The sequence below is a fragment of the Streptomyces sp. NPDC102462 genome, from assembly GCF_044765425.1.
Lineage (GTDB): Bacteria > Actinomycetota > Actinomycetes > Streptomycetales > Streptomycetaceae > Streptomyces.
Window position 1 is genome coordinate 154,525 of sequence record NZ_JBIWKB010000003.1, and the last position, 19,394, is coordinate 173,918.

The following is a 19,394-nucleotide window of genomic DNA, read 5'->3' on the forward strand; positions in this document are numbered from 1 at the left end:
GGACGTCACCGCTTGCGGCGCCTGCCCCGTCCGCCCCGCGCCACGGCGGGTTGCCCCGCCCCCGCGGGGCGCTCCGCCGCCCCCGCGGGCCGCTGCCCCGACCGGTCGGCCGACACCACCAGTGCCGCCAGCGCCGTGGTGACGGGCACCGACGCGACGAGGCCGATCGAGCCCACCAGGGTGCGGACGATCTCCTCCGCCACCAGTTCGCTGTTGGCGACCGTGCCGACACTGCTCTGCGCGATCGAGAAGAGCAGCAGCAGCGGCAGCGCCGCACCGGCATAGGCGAGGACGAGCGTGTTGACGACGGATGCGATGTGGTCGCGGCCGATGCGGATGCCCGCCCGGTACAGCCCGCGCCAGCCCATCGAGGGATTGGCCTCGTGCAGCTCCCAGACGGCCGACGTCTGGGTCACCGTCACATCGTCCAGGACGCCCAGTGAGCCGATGATGACGCCGGCCAGGAGCAGACCGCTCATGTCGATCGCCGGATACAGACCGTGGATGAGGCCGGTGTTGTCGTCCGTGTTGCCCGTCAGCGCGGCCCAGCCGATGAACCCCGAGCCGAGGACGCCGATCAGCAGGAGCGAGACCAGTGTGCCGAGCACCGCCACCGAGGTCCGGGCCGACAGCCCATGACAGGTGTACAGGGCGATCAGCATGATGGCGCTCGCTCCGACCACCGCCACGACCAGCGGGTTCGAGCCCTGGAGAATGGCGGGCAGGATGAAGAGGGTCAGCACCAGGAAGCTGATGGCCAGGGCGACCAGCGCCATCACGCCACGCATCCGGCCCACCACCACGACGGCGAGCGCGAAGATACCGGCGAGCAGCACCAGAGGGAACTTCCGGTTCACGTCGGTGACCGAGTACTGCAGGTCCTTCGGCGCCGACGGCTCGTATGCGACGACGACCTTCTCGCCCTGGTGCAACTGCCGTGACTGGTCCGGCTGGACGATCTCCGTGAACGTACGGCCCTCGTCCTTGCCGGTGTCGACCCGGATCGTGGCCTTCTTGCAGGTGCCGGTCGCCTGCTGCTGTGCGGAACTGCCCTCGGCGGTGGAGGTGTCACCGGTCGGAGTGTCCCCCGAGGCGTTCACCGACTTGCAGCTGACCGTGACGACCCGGGTGACCGTGGCCTGCTGCGTCTGCCGGTCGAAGCCCACCCCGGTGCGCTCGTGCGACGGGGCGCCACCGGGCCAGAGCACCACGAGGCCGACGACGACCGCCGCGGCGAACGGGATGAGGACGGCCGCGATGACCTTGCGCAGATGCTTGGACACGGGCGCCGCGGGGCCATGACCGTGACTGTGCGCGTGGCCGTGTCCGGGCCCGTGGCCGTCGCCGGAATCGTGGCCCTCGTGGCCGTGTCCGCCGTCCTGTGCCGAGCCGTGTCTGCGCTGCGGCCCGGACGGGGGGTGGGGGGACTGCTGCATCGTGGTCACCGACCGATCATCGCAAGAACGACAGGGGCCCTCTGTTCACCGCGCCCGAATTGACGCTAGCGTGGAGGCACCTTTGCACACGCGGGAGCTCGGAGCACCGGGCTGAGAGGGCGCTGACCTCCGTCTTCGCGATGTTTCACGTGGAACGAGTGATGTTTCACAGGAAGCACCGATGGACGGACACCGCTGCGTCGACCGCCGAACCTGTTACCGGGTAATGCCGGCGTAGGGAGTAGGTCTCATGACCAACAAGGACGTACGCACGCCTGCCTCCACACAGCATGCGGTGAACGGATCCGCCAACGGGTCCGAGGGCGCCGATGACACGGAGGCGGGGCGGTCCATCGGCTGGCACAAGGGGTATGTCGCGGGCTCGCGCCCCGATGTGCGGGTGCCGGTCCGTCAGGTGCACCTGACCAACGGGGAGTCGGTGACGCTCTACGACACCTCGGGCCCGTACACCGATCCGCTCGTCGAGACCGATGTCCGCAGGGGCCTGCCGCCGCTGCGCGAGAACTGGATCAACGCCCGTGGTGACACGGAGGAGTACGCGGGCCGCCCCGTCCGTCCCGAGGACGACGGGATCAAGCACACCTCGCCGCGCGGCGGTCTGCGCAACCTGGACGCGGTCTTCCCGGGCCGCCCGCGCCAGCCGCGCCGGGGCCGAGACGGCGGGGCGGTCACCCAACTCGCCTATGCGCGGCGGGGCGAGATCACTGCGGAGATGGAGTTCGTGGCGGTCAGAGAGAACGTTTCTCCCGAGGTGGTCCGCGAGGAGATCGCCGCCGGCCGGGCCGTGCTGCCCGCCAATGTCAACCACCCGGAGATCGAGCCGATGATCATCGGCAAACGGTTCCTGGTGAAGGTCAACGCCAACATCGGCAACTCCGCGGTGACGTCCTCCATCGAGGAGGAGGTCGAGAAGATGACCTGGGCGACCCGCTGGGGCGCCGACACGGTCATGGACCTGTCCACCGGGCGCAATATCCACACCACCCGCGAGTGGGTGCTGCGCAACTCCCCCGTGCCCATCGGCACGGTGCCGCTGTACCAGGCCCTGGAGAAGGTCGACGGCAGGGCCGAGGAACTGACCTGGGAGATCTACAAGGACACGGTCATCGAGCAGGCCGAGCAGGGTGTGGACTACATGACGGTCCACGCCGGGGTACGGCTGCCGTTCGTGCCGCTGACCGCGAACCGCAAGACCGGCATCGTCTCGCGCGGCGGATCGATCATGGCCGCCTGGTGCCTGGCGCACCACAAGGAGTCGTTCCTGTACGAGAACTTCGAGGAACTGTGCCAGATCCTCGCCGCCTACGACGTCACCTACTCGCTCGGCGACGGCCTGCGCCCCGGTTCGATCGCGGACGCCAACGACAAGGCGCAGTTCGCCGAGTTGCGCACGCTCGGGGAACTCAACCGGATCGCGAGGCGTTTCCATGTACAGACGATGATCGAGGGCCCGGGACACGTCCCGATGCACAAGATCAAGGAGAACATCGACCTTCAGCAGGAGATCTGCGATGAAGCTCCGTTCTATACGCTCGGCCCGCTGACGACGGACGTCGCTCCGGCCTACGACCACATCACCTCCGGCATCGGCGCGGCGATGATCGCCTGGTGGGGCACGGCGATGCTCTGCTACGTCACGCCCAAGGAGCACCTGGGTCTGCCCAACCGGGACGACGTCAAGACCGGCGTCATCACCTACAAGATCGCCGCCCATGCGGCCGACCTCGCCAAGGGGCACCCGGGTGCGCAGGAGTGGGACGACGCGCTGTCCGACGCCCGCTTCGAGTTCCGGTGGGAAGACCAGTTCAATCTCGCCCTGGACCCGGACACGGCACGGGAGTTCCACGACGAGACGCTTCCGGCGGAACCCGCCAAGACCGCCCATTTCTGCTCCATGTGCGGACCGAAGTTCTGCTCGATGAAGATCAGCCACAGCATCACGGAACGGTTCGGCGGTGACGCGGTCGACGGGGCCTCACCCGAGGACATCGCCGAGGGAATGCTCCAGAAGTCGAAGGAGTTCGCGGCCGGCGGCAATCGGGTGTACCTGCCGGTCGCCGACTGATCGCGGCGTCGTCCCGAACACCCGGGAACATGGCCGGAAAACGGTGTTCCCGGCGTCGGGGCGTCTGGGGAGTCGACGGGTTCGACCGGGTGCCCGGCTTGCGCCCCCGCGGGGGCGCAAGCCGGGATCACTCGGGCTGGTGGTCCGGGCCGCCGAAGTCCGGGCTCGTGTAGTCCGGGCTGCTGAAGCTCGGACGTGAGCCCGATGCGGAGCCGTCCTCGGGGCTGCTGAAGCCCGGGCGGCCGTAGCCGAGGCGCGGCATGCGGCTGGTCGGCGCAGGCGGGTGCGTGCGCAGGGTCGCCGTCGTGCCGGGTTCCGCCAGTGCGTCCCGCAGGAACGGCAGGATGCCCCGCTCCAGCAGGGCCTCCTGCCAGGCTTCCCGCGCCCGGACCAACTCGGTGTTCGCCGCCGCGTACGCCCCCACCTCCAGCGAGGGGCGGTTGCGCAGGGCGGTGAGCAGCAGGCCGACGGCGGCGACGAGGATCGCGGCCGCGGTCACCGCACCGAACACCCAGCCCGCGGTGAGCATGGTCTGGGCGAACGCCGGCTCGGGGTCGAGCATCTTCAGGACGTAGCCGACGAGCAGGAATATCGCCGCGGCGGTTCCGGCGAGGACGGGGGCCAGGACCGCGACGACGGCGATGGCGCCCGCGCCGGTGGTCTCGGCGGCCTCGCCCAGAGTGGTGGCGAGCCCCACCGCGCCCGAGCCCGGGTCCGTGGAACCGGACTCCCGGGTGGACGACGACGGGGTGGACGGCGCCGGCTGGCGCAGTTCCTCGCGGACCTTCACATAGTGCTGGTACTCGGTCGCCGCGGCCGCCGTGATGAGTGCGGAGGCGTTCAGCGCCATCGTGCGCAGCTGTTCGGAGTTCAGCCGCTGTCCCACAGCGGCGAGGTCAGGGCGGTGTGGTGCGGAGCGCAGCGCCTCATCGAGGATCCGCTCGTAGTCCTGGCGGTCCTCGTTCAGCAGGTGCTGCGGAACGCTGTTCATGTGCATCCCCCGATGCTCCGTAGGGCTTGGGGCTCGCACGCCGGCGAGCCGTCGGGCAGAAACGGAGGGGAGCCTGCTACGGATAAGCCGATGGTAGAGCCGTGACGGTGCGCGGTGACAGGGGGTTGCCGGAAATTGGCAGCCGGCCGGCGCGGACGTCGTGGCGGGGCGCCTGCCCCAAGAACCCTCAGATATCCAGGGGAAGTTGCTGGACCAGCAGCTTTCCGGCCATGGTCACGCCGCCGTCCATCGCGATGGCGAGCCCGTCGGCGTAGACGTGCGGTCCTTTGACCACCGGGCCGGCGCCCTCTTCGCCGTCCTCGGAGCCGACCTGCCCGAGCAGATAGGGAATCGGGCTGTGGCCGTGAACGATCCGGGTGCCGCCGTACGTATCGAGCAGCGAGCGGACGGCGTCGGCGCCGCCCTCGTCGCGGAAGGAGAAGCGTTTGGTGAACTTACGGAACAGGTCCCAGCACTCGTCCGCGTCATTGCGGATGAGGGTCTCGCGGACGGTGTCGTTGACGGCCTCGATCGAGTCGCCGTAGTCGAGGTAGGCGGTGGTGTCGGAGTGCACGAGCAGATAGCCGTCGACCTCCTCGACGGCGTCGAGGCGAGCCATCCACTGCAGATGGTGGTCCTGGAGCCGGTCCATGTCGGTCTTCTGGCCACCGTTGAGGAGCCAGGCGGCCTGGAAAGTGGCGGTGCCCGCGCCGGAGTTGACGGGGGTGTCGCCGAACCGCTTGGCGCCCAGCAGGAGCAGTTCGTGGTTGCCCATGAGGGCCTTGCAGTAGCCGCCGGCCGCGGCGGCCTCGGCGGACAGCCGCATCACGAGGTCGATGACGCCGATGCCGTCGGGGCCGCGGTCGGTGAAGTCGCCGAGGAACCAGAGCCGGGCGGTACCCGCGCACCAGTTGCCCGCGGTGTCGATCAGGCCCTTGTGCTGGAGGGCGGCGACCAGTTCGTCGAGGTACCCGTGCACATCGCCGACCACGAACAGCGCGCCGGGGCCGGCCGCCGGCTGCGCGGCGGGGGCGGGCGCGGGTTCGACGGGCGCCTGGGGCGCATCGCCGCGGGTGATGACGGGCAGGTCGCGTTCGGTGGGGGTGTAGCCCTCCGGGTAGCCCTCCTCGACGGGCGTGACGGTGCCGCCGGGGTGGGCGCTGGGGTCGTACGGACCGGTGTCGTTGACGTACGCGGGCACCCGGAAGTCGCGCAACGTCGCCGTCCGCTCCGCTTCGGGTCCCTGACCGGCCCCCTGAGTCATCCGACCCCTCCACCATCGCGCCGCATCTGCACCACATCGGACTGCCTGGTCGCAGCGGTCCGCGGTGTCGTGGGCCCATCATAGGAATGCGGATCGCGCCATGTGATGACCCAGGGGTGGTGAATCGGGGCAGGAGCGCGGATCACCGCGGCTTTCGCCCCGATTGGTCGCTGCTGTCACCACCGGGGCCGGGGCGCGCCCGCCGCCGGCCCCGGACCACTAGTTCTCCTCCGGCACCCGGGGCGGGCTGACCGTCGTGCGCGGCGGACGCCGCTGGGACGACGTGCGCACGATCAGTTCGGTCGGTATCACCTGCTCGACCGGCCGGTCCGTCTCGACTCCCTCGATGGCGTCGATGAGGAGCTGGACCACGGCCGTGCCGATGCGGCGCGGCTTCAGCGAGAGCGTGGTGATGGGCGGCTCGGTGTTGGCGTACACGGTCGACTCGCTGCAGCACACGAGGAGCAGGTCGTCCGGGACGCGCAGGCCGTAGCGGCGGGCGGCGGCGAGCAGATCGGTGCCGTTGGGGTCGAACAGGCCGTAGACGGCGTCGGGGCGGTCCGGGCGGGCCAGCAGCCGGTCTGCGGCGACGGCGCCGGCGCAGGGGTCGTGCGCCGGGTATGCCTCGTACACCGGGTCCTGGCCGACGCGCTCGCACCAGTGCAGGTAGGCGGTGGTCGACAGGTGGGTGTAGGTGTCCGTCGTCGTCCCGGTGAGCAGGCCGATGCGGCGGGCGCCCGCCTCGGCGAGATGGTCGAGGATGCCGAGGACGGCGGCCTCGTGGTCGTTGTCGACCCATGCCGTGACCGGGAGCCGGCCCGCGGGGCGGCCGTCGGAGACGACCGGTAAGCCCTGCCGGACCAGTTCGCTGACCACCGGGTCCTGGTCGGAGGGGTCGATGACGACGGTGCCGTCCAGGGCGACGTTGGACCATACGTCGTGGCGTGAGGTCGCGGGCAGGATCACCAGTGCGTAGCCGCGGGCGAGCGCGGCGGAGGTGGCGGCCCGGGCCATCTCGGCGAAGTACGCGAACTCGGTGAAGGTGAAAGGTTCATCCCCGTACGTCGTCACGGTGAGGCCGATGAGGCCCGATTTGCCCGTGCGGAGCGTGCGTGCCGCTGCCGACGGGCGGTAACCCAACCGGTCGGCGACCTCGCGGACATGACGGCGGGTGGCGTCCGGGAGTCTGCCCTTGCCGTTCAGGGCATCGGAGACGGTTGTGATGGAGACTCCGGCGGCGGCGGCGACGTCTCTGATGCCCGCCCGACCCGGCCGGCTCCCTCGACGTGAGGTTTCCGCGCGGCTCACCTGGTGCTTCCCTGCTGCTGTCATGGCGAGCCGATAGTAGGGCTCATGCGGTGGGGTAGTGCGGACGCATATGCCTGCATTGACAGGCACGTTTCTGCATGGTCAAAATGGGTCAAGTTCCTTAGAAAGAAAGTCAGTTGAACGATCCAATGGCAGGACGTGACGTGCCGACGCGCATGGGCCTGCCAAGTGTCCGATGTTTCGAAGAGGTCTCAACTCACCTGCACGAGGGATGCGCGCCAGGGCGTAAGCCACCGGCGCGTAGATATATGTGCGACGCGCCCCTGTTTCATGTCGATTCGTACCATGATGCCCTTGATGCCCGTGGGGTTCCTGAGGTTTGCCCCTCATCGCTTCCCAGGAGTCCCGGCCGGTACGCAGAAACGTCGAATCCTCATATGGTGAGGAGTATTGAATGCCGGTGGCGTTGACGGTCCGCCGGTGGTCGCGAGGAGGACTGCGGTGAGCGAGACGAGCCCCAAGCTGCGCGCCGAGCTGGAGGGTATCCCCACCTACAAGCCGGGCAAGCCCGCGGCGGTGGGTGGCCCGGCCGCCTACAAGCTCTCCTCGAACGAGAACCCGTATCCTCCGCTGCCCGGTGTCATGGAGACCGTGACCGCCGCCGCCTCGTCCTTCAACCGCTACCCGGACATGGCGTGCACCGGGCTGATGAACGAACTGTCGGAGCGGTTCGCCGTCCCGCTCGCGCACCTGGCCACCGGCACCGGTTCCGTCGGCGTGGCCCAGCAGCTGCTCCAGGCCACCAGCGGCCCGGGCGACGAGGTCGTCTATGCCTGGCGGTCCTTCGAGGCGTACCCGATCATCACGCAGATCAGCGGTGCCCGGTCCGTGCAGGTCCCGCTCACCCCGGGCGAGGTGCACGACCTGGACGCGATGGCCGACGCGATCACCGACCGGACGCGCCTGATCTTCGTGTGCAACCCCAACAACCCGACCGGAACGGTCGTGCGGCGGGCCGAGCTGGAGCGGTTCCTCGACCGGGTGCCCGCCGACGTCCTGGTGGTGCTCGACGAGGCCTACCGGGAGTTCATCCGCGACCCCGAGGTGCCGGACGGGGTGGAGCTGTACCGGGACCGGCCGAACGTGTGCGTCCTGCGGACCTTCTCCAAGGCGTACGGCCTTGCCGGGCTGCGCGTCGGCTTCGCCATCGCCCATGAGCCGGTGGCGGCGGCGCTGCGCAAGACGGCGGTGCCGTTCGGGGTGAGCCAGCTCGCGCAGGAGGCGGCCATCGCCTCGCTGCGCGCCGAGGACGAGCTGCTGGGCCGGGTCGGCTCGCTGGTGTGCGAGCGGACGCGGGTGGTCGACGCGCTGCGGGCCCAGGGCTGGACCGTCGCCGAGACGCAGGCCAACTTCGTCTGGCTGCGGCTGGGGGAGCGCACCAACGACTTCGCGGAGACCTGTGAGCGGCACGGGGTGGTGGTCCGGCCGTTCGCTGGGGAGGGGGTGCGGGTGACGGTCGGCGAGAACGAGGCGAACGACATCTTCCTGAAGGTGACTGAGGCGTTCCGCAAGGAGTTGTAGGCTCCTCCGCCCCTCGGGGCGCGACGACGCTGTGTGTGGCCCGTTTCACGTGAAACGGGCCACACGTGTGCCTGGGAGTCATTCGGCCGTCTCGCCCGTCTCGGGTGTGTTTCCGCAGGCGGGCATCGCCATGGGGTCATCGGTCCCCTTCCGCCGGATCCGGTCGGTCCGCGTTAGGGACCCCCCACCCATCCGGGGTCGAACGGTCATGCGTCATAATTGCTTGTGAATGTGAACGCGTTCACAAGCGTGTCCCGTTTGCTCCGCTGATGGGTGTGACAAAAGGGGCAGACTGCCGCACTACCACGGCGATGTAAGGAGCTGACGACGTGGAATTGGCACTTGCGCCAGAGACCCTGGCGCGTTGGCAGTTCGGTATCACCACCGTCTACCACTTCCTCTTCGTCCCCCTGACGATCTCCCTGGCCGCTCTCACGGCCGGACTTCAGACCGCCTGGGTCCGCACGGAGAACGAGAAGTATCTGAGAGCGACGAAGTTCTGGGGGAAGCTCTTTCTGATCAACATCGCGATGGGTGTCGTCACCGGCATCGTGCAGGAGTTCCAGTTCGGCATGAACTGGTCGGACTACTCGCGCTTCGTCGGTGACATCTTCGGCGCGCCGCTCGCCTTCGAGGCGCTGATCGCCTTCTTCTTCGAGTCCACCTTCATCGGGCTGTGGATCTTCGGCTGGGACAAGCTGCCCAAGAAGATCCATCTGGCCTGCATCTGGATGGTCTCGATCGGCACGTTCCTGTCGGCGTACTTCATCCTCGCCGCCAACTCGTGGATGCAGCACCCCGTGGGCTACAGGATGAACAAGGCGCGGGGGCGTGCCGAGCTGACCGACTTCTGGGCGGTGCTCACCCAGAACACCGCGCTCAGCCAGGCATTCCACACCCTCGCGGCGGCCTTCCTGACCGGCGGCGCCTTCATGGTCGGCATCGCCGCCTTCCATCTGGCCCGCAAGAAGCATGTGCGCGAGATGAAGACCTCGCTGCGGCTGGGGCTCGTCACCGTCGTCATCGCCGGCCTGCTCACCGCGGTGAGCGGTGACACGCTCGGCAAGGTCATGTTCAAGCAGCAGCCGATGAAGATGGCCGCCGCCGAGGCCCTGTGGGACGGCCAGAACGGCGCGCCGTTCTCGGTGTTCGCCTACGGCGACGTCAGCAAGGGGCACAACACCGTCGAACTGTCCGTCCCGGGGGTGCTGTCGTTCCTCGCCGACGACAACTTCAACTCCTACGTCCCCGGCATCAACGACACCAACAAGGCCGAGCAGGCCCAGCACGGTCCTGGCGACTACCGGCCCATCATCCCCGTCACCTTCTGGGCGTTCCGCTGGATGATCGGCTTCGGCATGGCGTCCTTCGCCATCGGCATCGTCGGTCTCTGGCTGACCCGCAAGAAGTTCATGCTGCCGCAGCATCTGCGGGTGGGCGAGGACGAGGTGCCGCATCTGGTCCTGTTCAAGAACAAGGCGCTCGGACCGAAGCTCACCCCCTGGTACTGGCGCATCGCGATCTGGACCCTGGGCTTCCCGCTGATCGCCAACTCCTGGGGCTGGATCTTCACCGAGATGGGCCGCCAGCCGTGGGTCGTCTACGGCGTCCTGCAGACGCGGCACGCGGTCTCCCCCGGGGTGTCGCAGGGCGAGGTCCTCACCTCCATGATCATCTTCACTGCGCTCTACGCCGTCCTCGCCGTCATCGAGGTCAAGCTGCTGGTGAAGTACGTCAAGGCCGGCCCGCCCGAGCTGACCGAGGCCGACCTCAACCCGCCCACGAAGATCGGCGGCGACTCCCGTGACGCCGACAAGCCGATGGCCTTCTCCTACTAGGCCGAGGGAGCTGCAGTCATGGAACTTCACGACGTCTGGTTCGTCCTGATCGCCGTCCTGTGGACCGGCTACTTCTTCCTGGAGGGCTTCGACTTCGGGGTCGGCATCCTCACCAAGCTGCTCGCCCGTGACCGGCCCGAGCGCCGGGTGCTGATCAACACGATCGGCCCGGTCTGGGACGGCAACGAGGTGTGGCTGCTCACCGCGGGCGGTGCGACCTTCGCCGCCTTCCCCGAGTGGTACGCCACGCTGTTCTCCGGTTTCTATCTGCCCCTGCTGGTGATCCTGCTGTGCCTGATCGTCCGGGGCGTCGCCTTCGAGTACCGGGCCAAGCGCCCCGAGGAGAACTGGCAGCGGAACTGGGAGACGGCGATCTTCTGGACCTCGCTGATCCCGGCGTTCCTCTGGGGCGTCGCCTTCGGCAACATCGTCCGGGGTGTGAAGATCGACCAGCACTTCGAGTACGTCGGCGGTGTCGGTGATCTGCTCAATCCGTATGCGCTGCTCGGCGGCCTGGTGACGCTGACGCTGTTCACCTTCCACGGTGCGGTCTTCACGGCGCTCAAGACCGTCGGGGACATCCGGGCCCGGGCCCGGAAGCTGGCGCTGCGGGTCGGTCTTGTCACGGCCGTGCTGGCGCTGGTCTTCCTGCTGTGGACGCAGATCGACCACGGTGACGGCAGGAGCCTGGTGGCGATGGCCGTGGCGGTGATCGCGCTGCTGGCCGCCCTCGCGGCGAACCAGACGGGGCGCGAGGGATGGTCGTTCGGGCTCTCGGGCGTCACCATCGTGGCGGCCGTGGCGATGCTCTTCCTCTCGCTCTTCCCCGACGTCATGCCGTCCTCGCTCAACGCGGACTGGAGCCTCACGGTCACCAACGCCTCGTCGAGCCCGTACACCCTGAAGATCATGACCTGGTGCGCGGTGATCGCCACGCCGCTCGTGCTGCTCTACCAGGGATGGACCTACTGGGTGTTCCGCAAGCGGATCGGGACGCAGCACCTCGCTCCCGAAGCCGGTCACTGAGTCTGGCGGGAGGGGCGTTTCACGGAGTTTCACGTGAAACACCCCTCCCCGGACCGAAGGGCATGTTTCACGTGAAACCGATCGATCCTCGTCTTCTCCGGTACGCCCGGGCCACCCGCCTCTTCCTGGCGGCGGTGGTCGGCCTCGGCGCGCTGGGGGCCGGCCTGCTCATCGCCCAGGCCATGCTCATCGCCGAGGTGGTCGTCGGAGCCTTCCAGCACCACCTGTCGGTCACCGAACTGCGCACTCCCCTGCTGCTGTTGGCGGCGGTAGCGGCCGGTCGAGCGGTCGTCTCCTGGCTGACCGAACTCGCCGCGCACCGGGCCAGCGCATCGGTGAAGTCGGAGCTGCGCGGACGGCTCCTGGAACGAGCGGCGGCGCTGGGACCCGGCTGGCTCGGCGGGCAGCGGACCGGGTCGCTGGTCACCCTCGCCACCCGTGGGGTGGATGCCCTCGACGACTACTTCTCCCGCTATCTGCCGCAGTTGGGGCTTGCGGTGGTCGTGCCGGCCGCCGTGCTCGCCCGGATCGTCACCGAGGACTGGGTGTCGGCGGCGATCATCGTCGGCACCCTGCCGCTCATCCCCGTCTTCATGGTGCTGATCGGCTGGGCCACGCAGTCCCGGACGGACCGCCAGTGGCGGCTGCTGTCCCGGCTGTCCGGTCACTTCCTGGACGTGGTCGCGGGGCTGCCGACGCTGAAGGTCTTCGGACGGGCCAAGGCGCAGGCCGAGTCCATCCGGCGTATCACCGGCGAGTACCGCCAGGCGACCATGCGGACCCTGCGGATCGCGTTCCTCTCGTCCTTCGCCCTGGAACTGCTGGCCACCCTGTCCGTCGCACTGGTCGCCGTGACGATCGGCATGCGGCTGGTCCACGGCGACATGGACCTGTACATCGGGCTCGTCATCCTGGTGCTGGCGCCGGAGGCCTATCTGCCGCTGCGCCAGGTGGGCGCCCAGTTCCATGCGGCGGCGGAGGGCCTGGCGGCGGCCGAGGAGATCTTCACCGTGCTGGAGACCCCGCTTCCCGAGGCCGGGAAGGGCGCGGTGCCGTCCGGTGCGCTGGCCTTCGAAGAGGTCACCGTCCGCTATCCCGGGCGATCCGCGGACGCCGTGACGGAGGTGTCCTTCACGGTCGAGCCCGGCGAGACCGTCGCCCTCGTCGGACCGAGCGGAGCGGGCAAGACAACTCTGCTCAGCGTGCTGCTGGGCTTTGTGCGGCCCACCGGGGGCCGGGTACGGATCGGGGGAGCGGACCTCGCGGACATCGACCCGGAACAGTGGCGGTCACGGATCGCCTGGGTGCCGCAGCGGCCGCACCTGTACGCCGGGACGATCGCGGAGAACATACGGCTGGCGCGGCCCGACGCGGACGACGAGGCCGTGCGCCGGGCGCTGCGTGACGCGGGCGCGCTGGAGTTCGTGGACGCGTTGCCCGATGGTGCCGCGACCGAGCTCGGCGAGGACGGGGCGGGGCTGTCCGCCGGTCAACGGCAGCGGCTGGCCCTGGCCCGGGCGTTCCTCGCGGACCGGCCCGTGCTGCTGCTGGACGAGCCGACGGCCGCGCTCGACGGGGCGACCGAGGCCGAGATCGTGGCGGCGGTGCGACGGCTGGCCGTGGGACGCACGGTCCTGCTGGTCGTGCACCGTCCGGCGCTGCTGGGCGTGGCGGACCGGGTGGTGCGGCTGCCCGAGGCCGAGCCCGCCCGCTCGCACGGGGCGGGAGAAACCCCCGGCGCCCTCGCGCTGACAGGGCACCCGGGACCAGCCGATGGCGCGCCGGCCGCAGGCGTCCCGGCTACGGGCGTCCCGGGCGGTGCGGCCTCGGAAACGCCGGGCAGCGGCTCCGCCGCCGACGGCGACCGCTCCGGCCGCCCGGCGCCCGCTGTTCTCGCCCGGGTACGGGCCATGGCGGGCCCGCGTCGTGGCCGCCTCGCGCTCGCGCTGCTGCTGGGAAGCCTGGCGCTCGGCAGCGCCGTCGGGCTCATGGCCACCTCCGGCTGGCTGATCTCGCGCGCCTCGCAGCAGCCGCCGGTGCTGTATCTGATGGTGGCCGTGACCGCGACCCGGGCCTTCGGCATCGGGCGCGCGGTGTTCCGTTACGCGGAGCGGCTGGTCTCGCACGACGCCGTGCTGCGGATGCTGGCCGACACCAGGGTCGCGGTGTACCGGCGGCTGGAACGGCTGGCGCCCGCCGGGCTGCGCACCGCCCGCCGGGGCGACCTGCTGTCCCGGCTGGTCTCCGACGTGGACGCGCTCCAGGACTACTGGCTGCGCTGGCTGCTGCCCGCCGGGGTCGCGCTCGCCGTCTCCGCCGGGTCCGTGGCGTTCACGGCATGGCTGCTGCCCGAGGCGGGAGCCGCGCTCGCGGTGGGCCTGCTCGCGGCCGGCGTCGGCGTACCGCTGCTGACCGGCGCCGTGGCACGGCACACCGAGCGTCGGCTGGCGCCCGCCCGAGGGGTGCTCGCCACGCGCGTGACCGACCTGCTCACCGGCACGGCCGAACTCACCGTCGCCGGCGCGCTGCCCACCCGTACCGACGACGCGCGAAGGGCCGACGGCACGCTCACCCGGATCGCCTCGCGCGCCGCCACCGCCACCGCGCTCGGCGACGGTCTCACCGCCCTGATCTCCGGACTGACCGTGGCGGCGACCGCGCTGCTGGGCGCCCAGGCGGTCGCCGGGGGACGGCTGGACGGCGTGGCCATGGCCGTGGTCGTCCTTACCCCGCTCGCCGCCTTCGAGGGGGTGCTCGGACTACCGATCGCCGTGCGCTACCGGCAGCGGGTGCGGCGCAGCGCGGAGCGCGTGTACGAGGTGCTGGACGCGGCCGAGCCCGTACGGGAGCCGCGCCGGCCCCGGCAGGCGCCCGTCTCGCCGCTCCCGCTGGTCGTGAAGGGGCTCGCCGCCCGTCATCCCGGGCAGCACCGGGACGCGCTCGCCGGGCTGGATCTGACGCTGGAGCGGGGGCGCCGGGTGGCCCTGGTGGGCCCGTCCGGGTCCGGCAAGACGACCCTCGGCCAGGTGCTGCTGAGGTTCCTCGACCCGGACGCGGGCTCCTACACACTGGCCGGTGTGGACGCCGGCGCGCTGGACGGCGACGACGTACGGCGCCTCGTCGGGCTGTGTGCCCAGGACGCGCACCTCTTCGACAGCACCGTCCGGGAGAACCTGCTGCTCGCGCGGAAGGACGCCACCGAGGCCGACCTGCGGGACGCGCTCGCCCGCGCCCGGCTGCTCGACTGGGCGGACGGGCTGCCCGACGGGCTGGACACGCTCGTCGGGGAGCACGGGGCCCTGCTGTCCGGCGGGCAGCGGCAGCGGCTGGCGCTCGCCCGCGCGCTGCTCGCCGACTTCCCCGTCCTCGTGCTCGACGAGCCCGCCGAGCATCTGGACCTGCCGACGGCCGACGCGCTCACGGCCGATCTGCTGGCCGCCACCGAGGGCCGCACGACCCTGCTGATCACGCACCGGCTCGCCGGACTCGACGCCGTGGACGAGGTGGTCGTGCTGGACGGAGGCCGGGTGGTGCAGCGCGGGACGTACGCCGAGTTGACCGCCGTGGACGGGCCGCTGCGGGCGATGGCCGAGCGGGAGGCGGCGGCGGAACTGCCGGTCGGCGCCTAGCGCTCCGCTGGGTGCGCCGCGGTGTCGTCGGTTGTCTGCGGCGGCGTCATGGTTGGTTGCGCCGCGGTGTTGTCGGTTGTCTGCGGCGTCGTCGTGGCTGGTCGCGCAGTTCCCCGCGCCCCTTTGGGGCGCTGTCCGCCACGGGGTGTGGGTGCGGGTCCTGCTGGGCCATTGGCGGCAACCGGGGGCCTGGGCCTACGCGTCGAGGTGACCCGGGGCGCCCAGCGCGCCACCATGCCCCGCATGCGCCCATACCGCTGTCATCCGCTGTGCGCCCCGGCGCTGCTGTGCGCGCTCACCGTCCTCGCCCCGCCGCCCGCGCACGCGGCCCCGGACGGATCCGACGCCGCGCCCCGCTCCGGCGATGTGCCGGGGCTCAGCCTCAAGGTGGCGCGGCTGTACCGGGAGGCGGCCGAGGCGGCACGGCAGTACGAGAGGGGGCGGCGTGAGGCGGAGCGGCAGCGTGCCGGGGCCCTGCGCGCCGAGCGGCTGCTCGGCCGGGAGCGGCGGCAGATGTCCGTGCTGCACGCGGACCTCGGCCGGATCGCCCGCGCCCAGTACCGGACGGGCGGGGGGCTGCCGCTCACCGCGCAGATCGTGCTCGCGACCGGCCCTGAGCAGCTGATGCGCGGTCAGCGAGTCTTCTCGCGGACCAGCCTCGCGGTGAGCAACGCCGTCGACAAGAGCCGCCGGGCCGAGGCACGGCTCGCCGCCGAGGAGGCCAGGGCCAGGTCGGCCTGGCGGGCGGTACGCCGGCGGACCGGCGAACTCGCCGAGCTGCGGCGGGACATCGAGCGCAAGCTGGAGGCGGCACGCGGGCAGTTGCAGCACCGGGCGGACGACTCGGTCGCGGCGAGCCGGTGCCGCGCCGCCGTACGGCTGGACCTGCCCCTGCCGCGCGTCGAGGGCGCGTGGGTCGCGCCCGTGCGGACGTACGAGCTGTCCGCGGGATTCGGCCGCGGGGGCGAGCGCTGGGCGCACCGGCACACCGGGCAGGACTTCGCGGTGCCCATCGGGACGCCGGTGCGGGCGGTCGGCGCGGGCCATGTGGCGGAGGTGTCGTGCGGGGGCCCCTTCGGCATCCAGATCGTGATCCGGCACCCCGACGGCTACTGCACCCAGTACGCACACCTGGCCGCCGTCGCCGTGGAGGAAGGGGACCGGGTGGACACCGGGCAGCGGATCGGCCAGTCGGGCACCACCGGCAACTCGACCGGCCCGCATCTGCACTTCGAGGTGCGTATCACGCCGGAGGCGGGATCGGCGGTGGACCCGCTGTCCTGGCTGGCCGGGCACGGTGTGCGGCTCGGGTGACTACACCCGCTCGGCCAGCAGCCGCTCGATGACGGCCGCCACGCCGTCCTCGTTGTTGGCGTCCGTCCGCCCCGACGCGGCCGCCACCACGGTCGGGTGGGCGTTGCCCATGGCGTACGACCGGCCCGCCCAGGTCAGCATCTCGACGTCGTTGGGCATGTCCCCGAAGGCGACGACCTCGGCGGGCGAGATGCCGCGTTCGGCGCAGCACAGGGCGAGCGTGCTGGCCTTGGAGACGCCGGGGCCGCTCAGCTCCAGCAGGGCACTGGGGCTGGAACGGGTGACGGTGGCGCGCTCGCCCACGGCGAGCCGGGCCAGCGTGAGGAAGGCGTCGGGATCGAGTGCGGGGTGGTAGGCGAGGATCTTGAGCACCGGCTCGTCGCCGCCGGGTCCGCCGGCCGCGAGGAGCTGCTCGGCGGGCAGGAGGTTGTCGGGCACCTCCACGTGCAGCTTGGGGTAGGCCGGTTCCTGGTGGAAGCCGTACGTCTGCTCGATCGCGTACACCGTGCCGGGCGCCGCCTTGCGCAGCAGCCGTACGGCGTCCAGCGCGTTCTCCCGGGCCAGTTCGCGGATCTTCACGAACCGGTGGGCGCCCGGGCCGCCGTGCAGGTCGACCACCGCGGCGCCGTTGCCGCAGATCGCCAGGCCGTGGCCGTGCACATGGTCGCTGACGACGTCCATCCAGCGGGCCGGGCGGCCGGTCACGAAGAAGACCTCGATGCCCGCCTCCTCGGCGGCGGCCAGCGCGGCGACCGTGCGTGGGGAGACCGACTTGTCGTCACGCAGCAGCGTGCCGTCCAGATCGGTGGCGATCAGTCGGGGCGGGACGGCGGCAGTCGGGGTCTCGGGCTGTCGGGTCGCTGAGGTCACCGGGTCATTCTCGCGCATATGCCCGCACGGCCGTGCGGCGGTGTGCACAGATGAGACGCACACGACGTCGGGCAGGCGACGCGCGCATCGGGTCAGTCCAGTTGTGCCACGGCCTCCAGGGCGATCTGCTCGAAGACCTTCTCGTCGGCGGCGAAGTCCGAGTCGGGGATGGGCCAGTGGATCGCGATCTCGGTGAACCCCAGTTCCCGGTGGCGGCCGGCGAAGTCGACGAAGGCGTCCAGGGACTCCAGCGGCCGGCCGCGGTCCGGGGTGAAGCCGGTGAGCAGGATCTTGTCCACTTCGGCCGCGTCCCGGCCGAGGGCGGCGCAGGCGGCGGCCAGCTTGTCCGTCTGTCCGCGCAGCGCCTGGAGGGACTGCTCCGGTGTGCCGTGCTCGTACAGCGTGGGGTCACCGGTGGTCACCCACGCCTGGCCGTACCGCGCGGCCAGCGCGAGCCCGCGGGGCCCGGTGGCGGCCACCGCGAAGGGCAGCCGGGGGCGCTGCACACAGCCGGGGATGTCACGCGCCTCGTGCGCCGAGTAGAAGACGCCCTCGTGGGACACCGAGTCCTCGGTCAGCAGGCGGTCGAGCAGCGGCACGAACTCGGCGAACCGGTCGGCCCGCTCCCGTGGGGTCCAGGGCTCCTGCCCGAGCGCGGTGGCGTCGAAGCCGGTGCCGCCCGCGCCGATGCCGAGAGTGATCCGGCCGCCGGAGATGTCGTCGAGCGAGATCAGTTCCTTGGCGAGGGTCACCGGATGCCGGAAGTTGGGCGAGGTCACCAGGGTGCCCAGGCGCATCCGCTCGGTGGCCTCGGCCGCCGCGGTCAGCGTCGGTATCGCGCCGAACCACGGGCCGTCGCGGAAGCTGCGCCAGGACAGGTGGTCGTAGGTGTATCCGGTGTGGAACCCGAGTTCCGCGGCGCGCGTCCATGCCGCGCGGCCGCCCTCGGCCCAGCGGCGGTGGGGAAGGATCACGGTGCTCAGACGCAGGCTCATGCGTTCGAGAGTAAGGGGCGCCACTGACAGCGGGCGAACGGTCACGGTGCGCGGCCGTCCGGAGGCGTGCGGGCGGGGGTCCGGACGGGTGCGGGCAGGGGGTCCGGTCGGGTGCGGGCGGGGTTCGTTGCTGCGGCCCGGGGAGCGGAGGGCCAGCACGGGAGGGACCGGGGCCGTCAGTGCGGCGCGGGGAAGCTCAGGTAGCGGGGCGGTACGGCCTTGGTGAGCCACACGCCGTTCGCGCTGAGGTGGAAGACGTGGCCGTCGCGGTGCATGGCCGCGGCGTCGACCGACAGCACGACGGGACGTCCGCGGCGGGCGCCGACGCGGTTCGCGGTCTCGCGGTCCGCCGACAGGTGCACGTCGTGCCGGTTCATGGGGCTGAGGCCGGCGGTGCGGATCGCGTCCAGATTCCGGGCGACGGTGCCGTGGTAGAGGTAGGCAGGCGGGGTCGCCGGTGGCAGGCCGAGGTCGACCTCGACGCTGTGGCCCTGGCTGGCGCGGATCCGGGTGCCCTCGATCGCGAACCGCCGCTTGTCGTTGGTGGCCACGACGTGGTCGAGTTCCTTGCGGGTGAGCCGGAACCCGTGCGCCTCCGCCGCGGCGATCAGCATGTCGATCTCGACCCAGCCGCCCTCGTCGAGGGTGATGCCGATCCGCTCGGGCCGGTGGCGCAGATGTTTCGAGAGGTACTTCGACACCTTCACGGTGCGCCTCTCGTCTTCTGCTCTTGCGTCTCTCGTATTCACTCCCTCAGGGTGCCGGGAGAGACGTGGATCACGCAGGCAATTTTCACCCCTGAGGTTTGATCCACAGCCAAGTCCGGTTATCCACAGACGAATTGGCGAATCTGTGGACAACTGGCGGGCGATTCAGGCTGATTCGCCAAGATCATTGACTGAACGGTGACTTGTCGTCAGGCACCCAAGTGCCCTTCTTTCCCTCAGCGTTCGGCAGTGAGGAAGGCGAGCGACACTACGTAATCAGGCCCAACGAGCCGTCCCGTGGCCCGGATCGTCTCGGCCGGAACCGGCACGCAACGCGTCTCGCGTACGGCGTCCGAAGCCTTCCCGGGACTGGCTGCTCGGGTGATGA

The 19,394-nt window shown here is 70.8% G+C and carries 13 protein-coding genes and 1 riboswitch; of the genes, 6 read left to right on the forward strand and 7 right to left on the reverse strand.

Going from position 1 to position 19,394, the window contains the following annotated elements; translation table 11 throughout:
* Positions 1-5: 5 nt before the first annotated feature.
* Positions 6-1,436: a YibE/F family protein gene (locus tag ACIRFL_RS04365; protein ID WP_404023910.1), complete on the reverse strand. Its 1,431-nt coding sequence runs from the start codon at positions 1,434-1,436 to the stop codon at positions 6-8.
* Positions 1,437-1,516: 80 nt separating this feature from the next.
* Positions 1,517-1,694, forward strand: a riboswitch (TPP riboswitch).
* Between ACIRFL_RS04365 and thiC the strand changes: the two genes are divergently transcribed.
* Complete coding sequence (gene thiC, locus ACIRFL_RS04370; RefSeq protein ID WP_404023745.1) at positions 1,687-3,522, forward strand: phosphomethylpyrimidine synthase ThiC; 1,836 nt, start codon at positions 1,687-1,689, stop codon at positions 3,520-3,522. It overlaps the preceding riboswitch by 8 nt.
* A gap of 127 nt (positions 3,523-3,649) precedes the next feature.
* Here the strand turns inward: thiC and ACIRFL_RS04375 are convergent, their stop codons facing one another.
* From ACIRFL_RS04375 to ACIRFL_RS04385, 3 genes are all read right to left on the reverse strand, one after another.
* Positions 3,650-4,519, reverse strand: a complete 870-nt coding sequence (locus tag ACIRFL_RS04375) for a hypothetical protein (RefSeq protein ID WP_404023747.1) — start codon at positions 4,517-4,519, stop codon at positions 3,650-3,652.
* A 181-nt stretch (positions 4,520-4,700) separates the two neighbouring features.
* Complete coding sequence (locus ACIRFL_RS04380; RefSeq protein WP_404023749.1) at positions 4,701-5,777, reverse strand: metallophosphoesterase; 1,077 nt, start codon at positions 5,775-5,777, stop codon at positions 4,701-4,703.
* 219 nt (positions 5,778-5,996) lie between these two features.
* On the reverse strand, positions 5,997-7,109 hold the full coding sequence (locus ACIRFL_RS04385; RefSeq protein ID WP_404023750.1) for a LacI family DNA-binding transcriptional regulator: 1,113 nt from the start codon (positions 7,107-7,109) through the stop codon (positions 5,997-5,999).
* A gap of 438 nt (positions 7,110-7,547) precedes the next feature.
* Here ACIRFL_RS04385 and hisC point away from each other — a divergent pair, with 438 nt between their 5' ends.
* The 5 genes from hisC (at position 7,548) to ACIRFL_RS04410 (ending at position 16,434) form a co-directional block, all read left to right on the forward strand.
* Positions 7,548-8,627, forward strand: coding sequence for a histidinol-phosphate transaminase (hisC, locus tag ACIRFL_RS04390; protein ID WP_404023752.1), 1,080 nt, complete (start codon positions 7,548-7,550; stop codon positions 8,625-8,627).
* Between the two features lie 329 nt (positions 8,628-8,956).
* Positions 8,957-10,465 (forward strand): cytochrome ubiquinol oxidase subunit I, encoded by a 1,509-nt coding sequence (locus ACIRFL_RS04395; protein ID WP_404023753.1) that lies wholly within the window; start codon positions 8,957-8,959, stop codon positions 10,463-10,465.
* 18 nt (positions 10,466-10,483) lie between these two features.
* Positions 10,484-11,491 carry a cytochrome d ubiquinol oxidase subunit II gene (cydB, locus tag ACIRFL_RS04400; RefSeq protein WP_404023754.1) on the forward strand — a complete coding sequence of 336 codons (1,008 nt, stop codon included), beginning with the start codon at positions 10,484-10,486 and terminating at the stop codon, positions 11,489-11,491.
* Positions 11,492-11,562: 71 nt separating this feature from the next.
* On the forward strand, positions 11,563-15,120 hold the full coding sequence (cydD, locus tag ACIRFL_RS04405) for a thiol reductant ABC exporter subunit CydD (RefSeq protein WP_404023913.1): 3,558 nt from the start codon (positions 11,563-11,565) through the stop codon (positions 15,118-15,120).
* Between the two features lie 243 nt (positions 15,121-15,363).
* On the forward strand, positions 15,364-16,434 hold the full coding sequence (locus ACIRFL_RS04410; protein ID WP_404023755.1) for a M23 family metallopeptidase: 1,071 nt from the start codon (positions 15,364-15,366) through the stop codon (positions 16,432-16,434).
* Here the strand turns inward: ACIRFL_RS04410 and ACIRFL_RS04415 are convergent, their stop codons facing one another.
* The 3 genes from ACIRFL_RS04415 to ACIRFL_RS04425 form a co-directional block, all read right to left on the reverse strand.
* Positions 16,435-17,322, reverse strand: a complete 888-nt coding sequence (locus ACIRFL_RS04415) for an HAD hydrolase family protein (RefSeq protein WP_404023756.1) — start codon at positions 17,320-17,322, stop codon at positions 16,435-16,437.
* Between the two features lie 74 nt (positions 17,323-17,396).
* Entirely contained in the window at positions 17,397-18,299 is a 903-nt protein-coding gene (locus ACIRFL_RS04420) for an LLM class flavin-dependent oxidoreductase (protein ID WP_404023758.1), read from the reverse strand.
* A 176-nt stretch (positions 18,300-18,475) separates the two neighbouring features.
* Complete coding sequence (locus ACIRFL_RS04425; RefSeq protein ID WP_404023760.1) at positions 18,476-19,048, reverse strand: RNA 2'-phosphotransferase; 573 nt, start codon at positions 19,046-19,048, stop codon at positions 18,476-18,478.
* Positions 19,049-19,394: the final 346 nt, after the last annotated feature.

Bases quoted from the DNA above. Each gene is read 5' to 3' on its own strand.
- ACIRFL_RS04365 (WP_404023910.1), bottom strand. From the start codon at position 1,436: ATGCAGCAGTCCCCCCACCCCCCGTCCGGGCCGCAGCGCAGACACGGC.
- thiC (WP_404023745.1), top strand. From the start codon at position 1,687: ATGACCAACAAGGACGTACGCACGCCTGCCTCCACACAGCATGCGGTG.
- ACIRFL_RS04375 (WP_404023747.1), bottom strand. From the start codon at position 4,519: ATGCACATGAACAGCGTTCCGCAGCACCTGCTGAACGAGGACCGCCAG.
- ACIRFL_RS04380 (WP_404023749.1), bottom strand. From the start codon at position 5,777: ATGACTCAGGGGGCCGGTCAGGGACCCGAAGCGGAGCGGACGGCGACG.
- ACIRFL_RS04385 (WP_404023750.1), bottom strand. From the start codon at position 7,109: ATGACAGCAGCAGGGAAGCACCAGGTGAGCCGCGCGGAAACCTCACGT.
- cydB (WP_404023754.1), top strand. From the start codon at position 10,484: ATGGAACTTCACGACGTCTGGTTCGTCCTGATCGCCGTCCTGTGGACC.
- ACIRFL_RS04410 (WP_404023755.1), top strand. From the start codon at position 15,364: ATGCGCCCATACCGCTGTCATCCGCTGTGCGCCCCGGCGCTGCTGTGC.
- ACIRFL_RS04415 (WP_404023756.1), bottom strand. From the start codon at position 17,322: ATGCGCGAGAATGACCCGGTGACCTCAGCGACCCGACAGCCCGAGACC.
- ACIRFL_RS04420 (WP_404023758.1), bottom strand. From the start codon at position 18,299: ATGAGCCTGCGTCTGAGCACCGTGATCCTTCCCCACCGCCGCTGGGCC.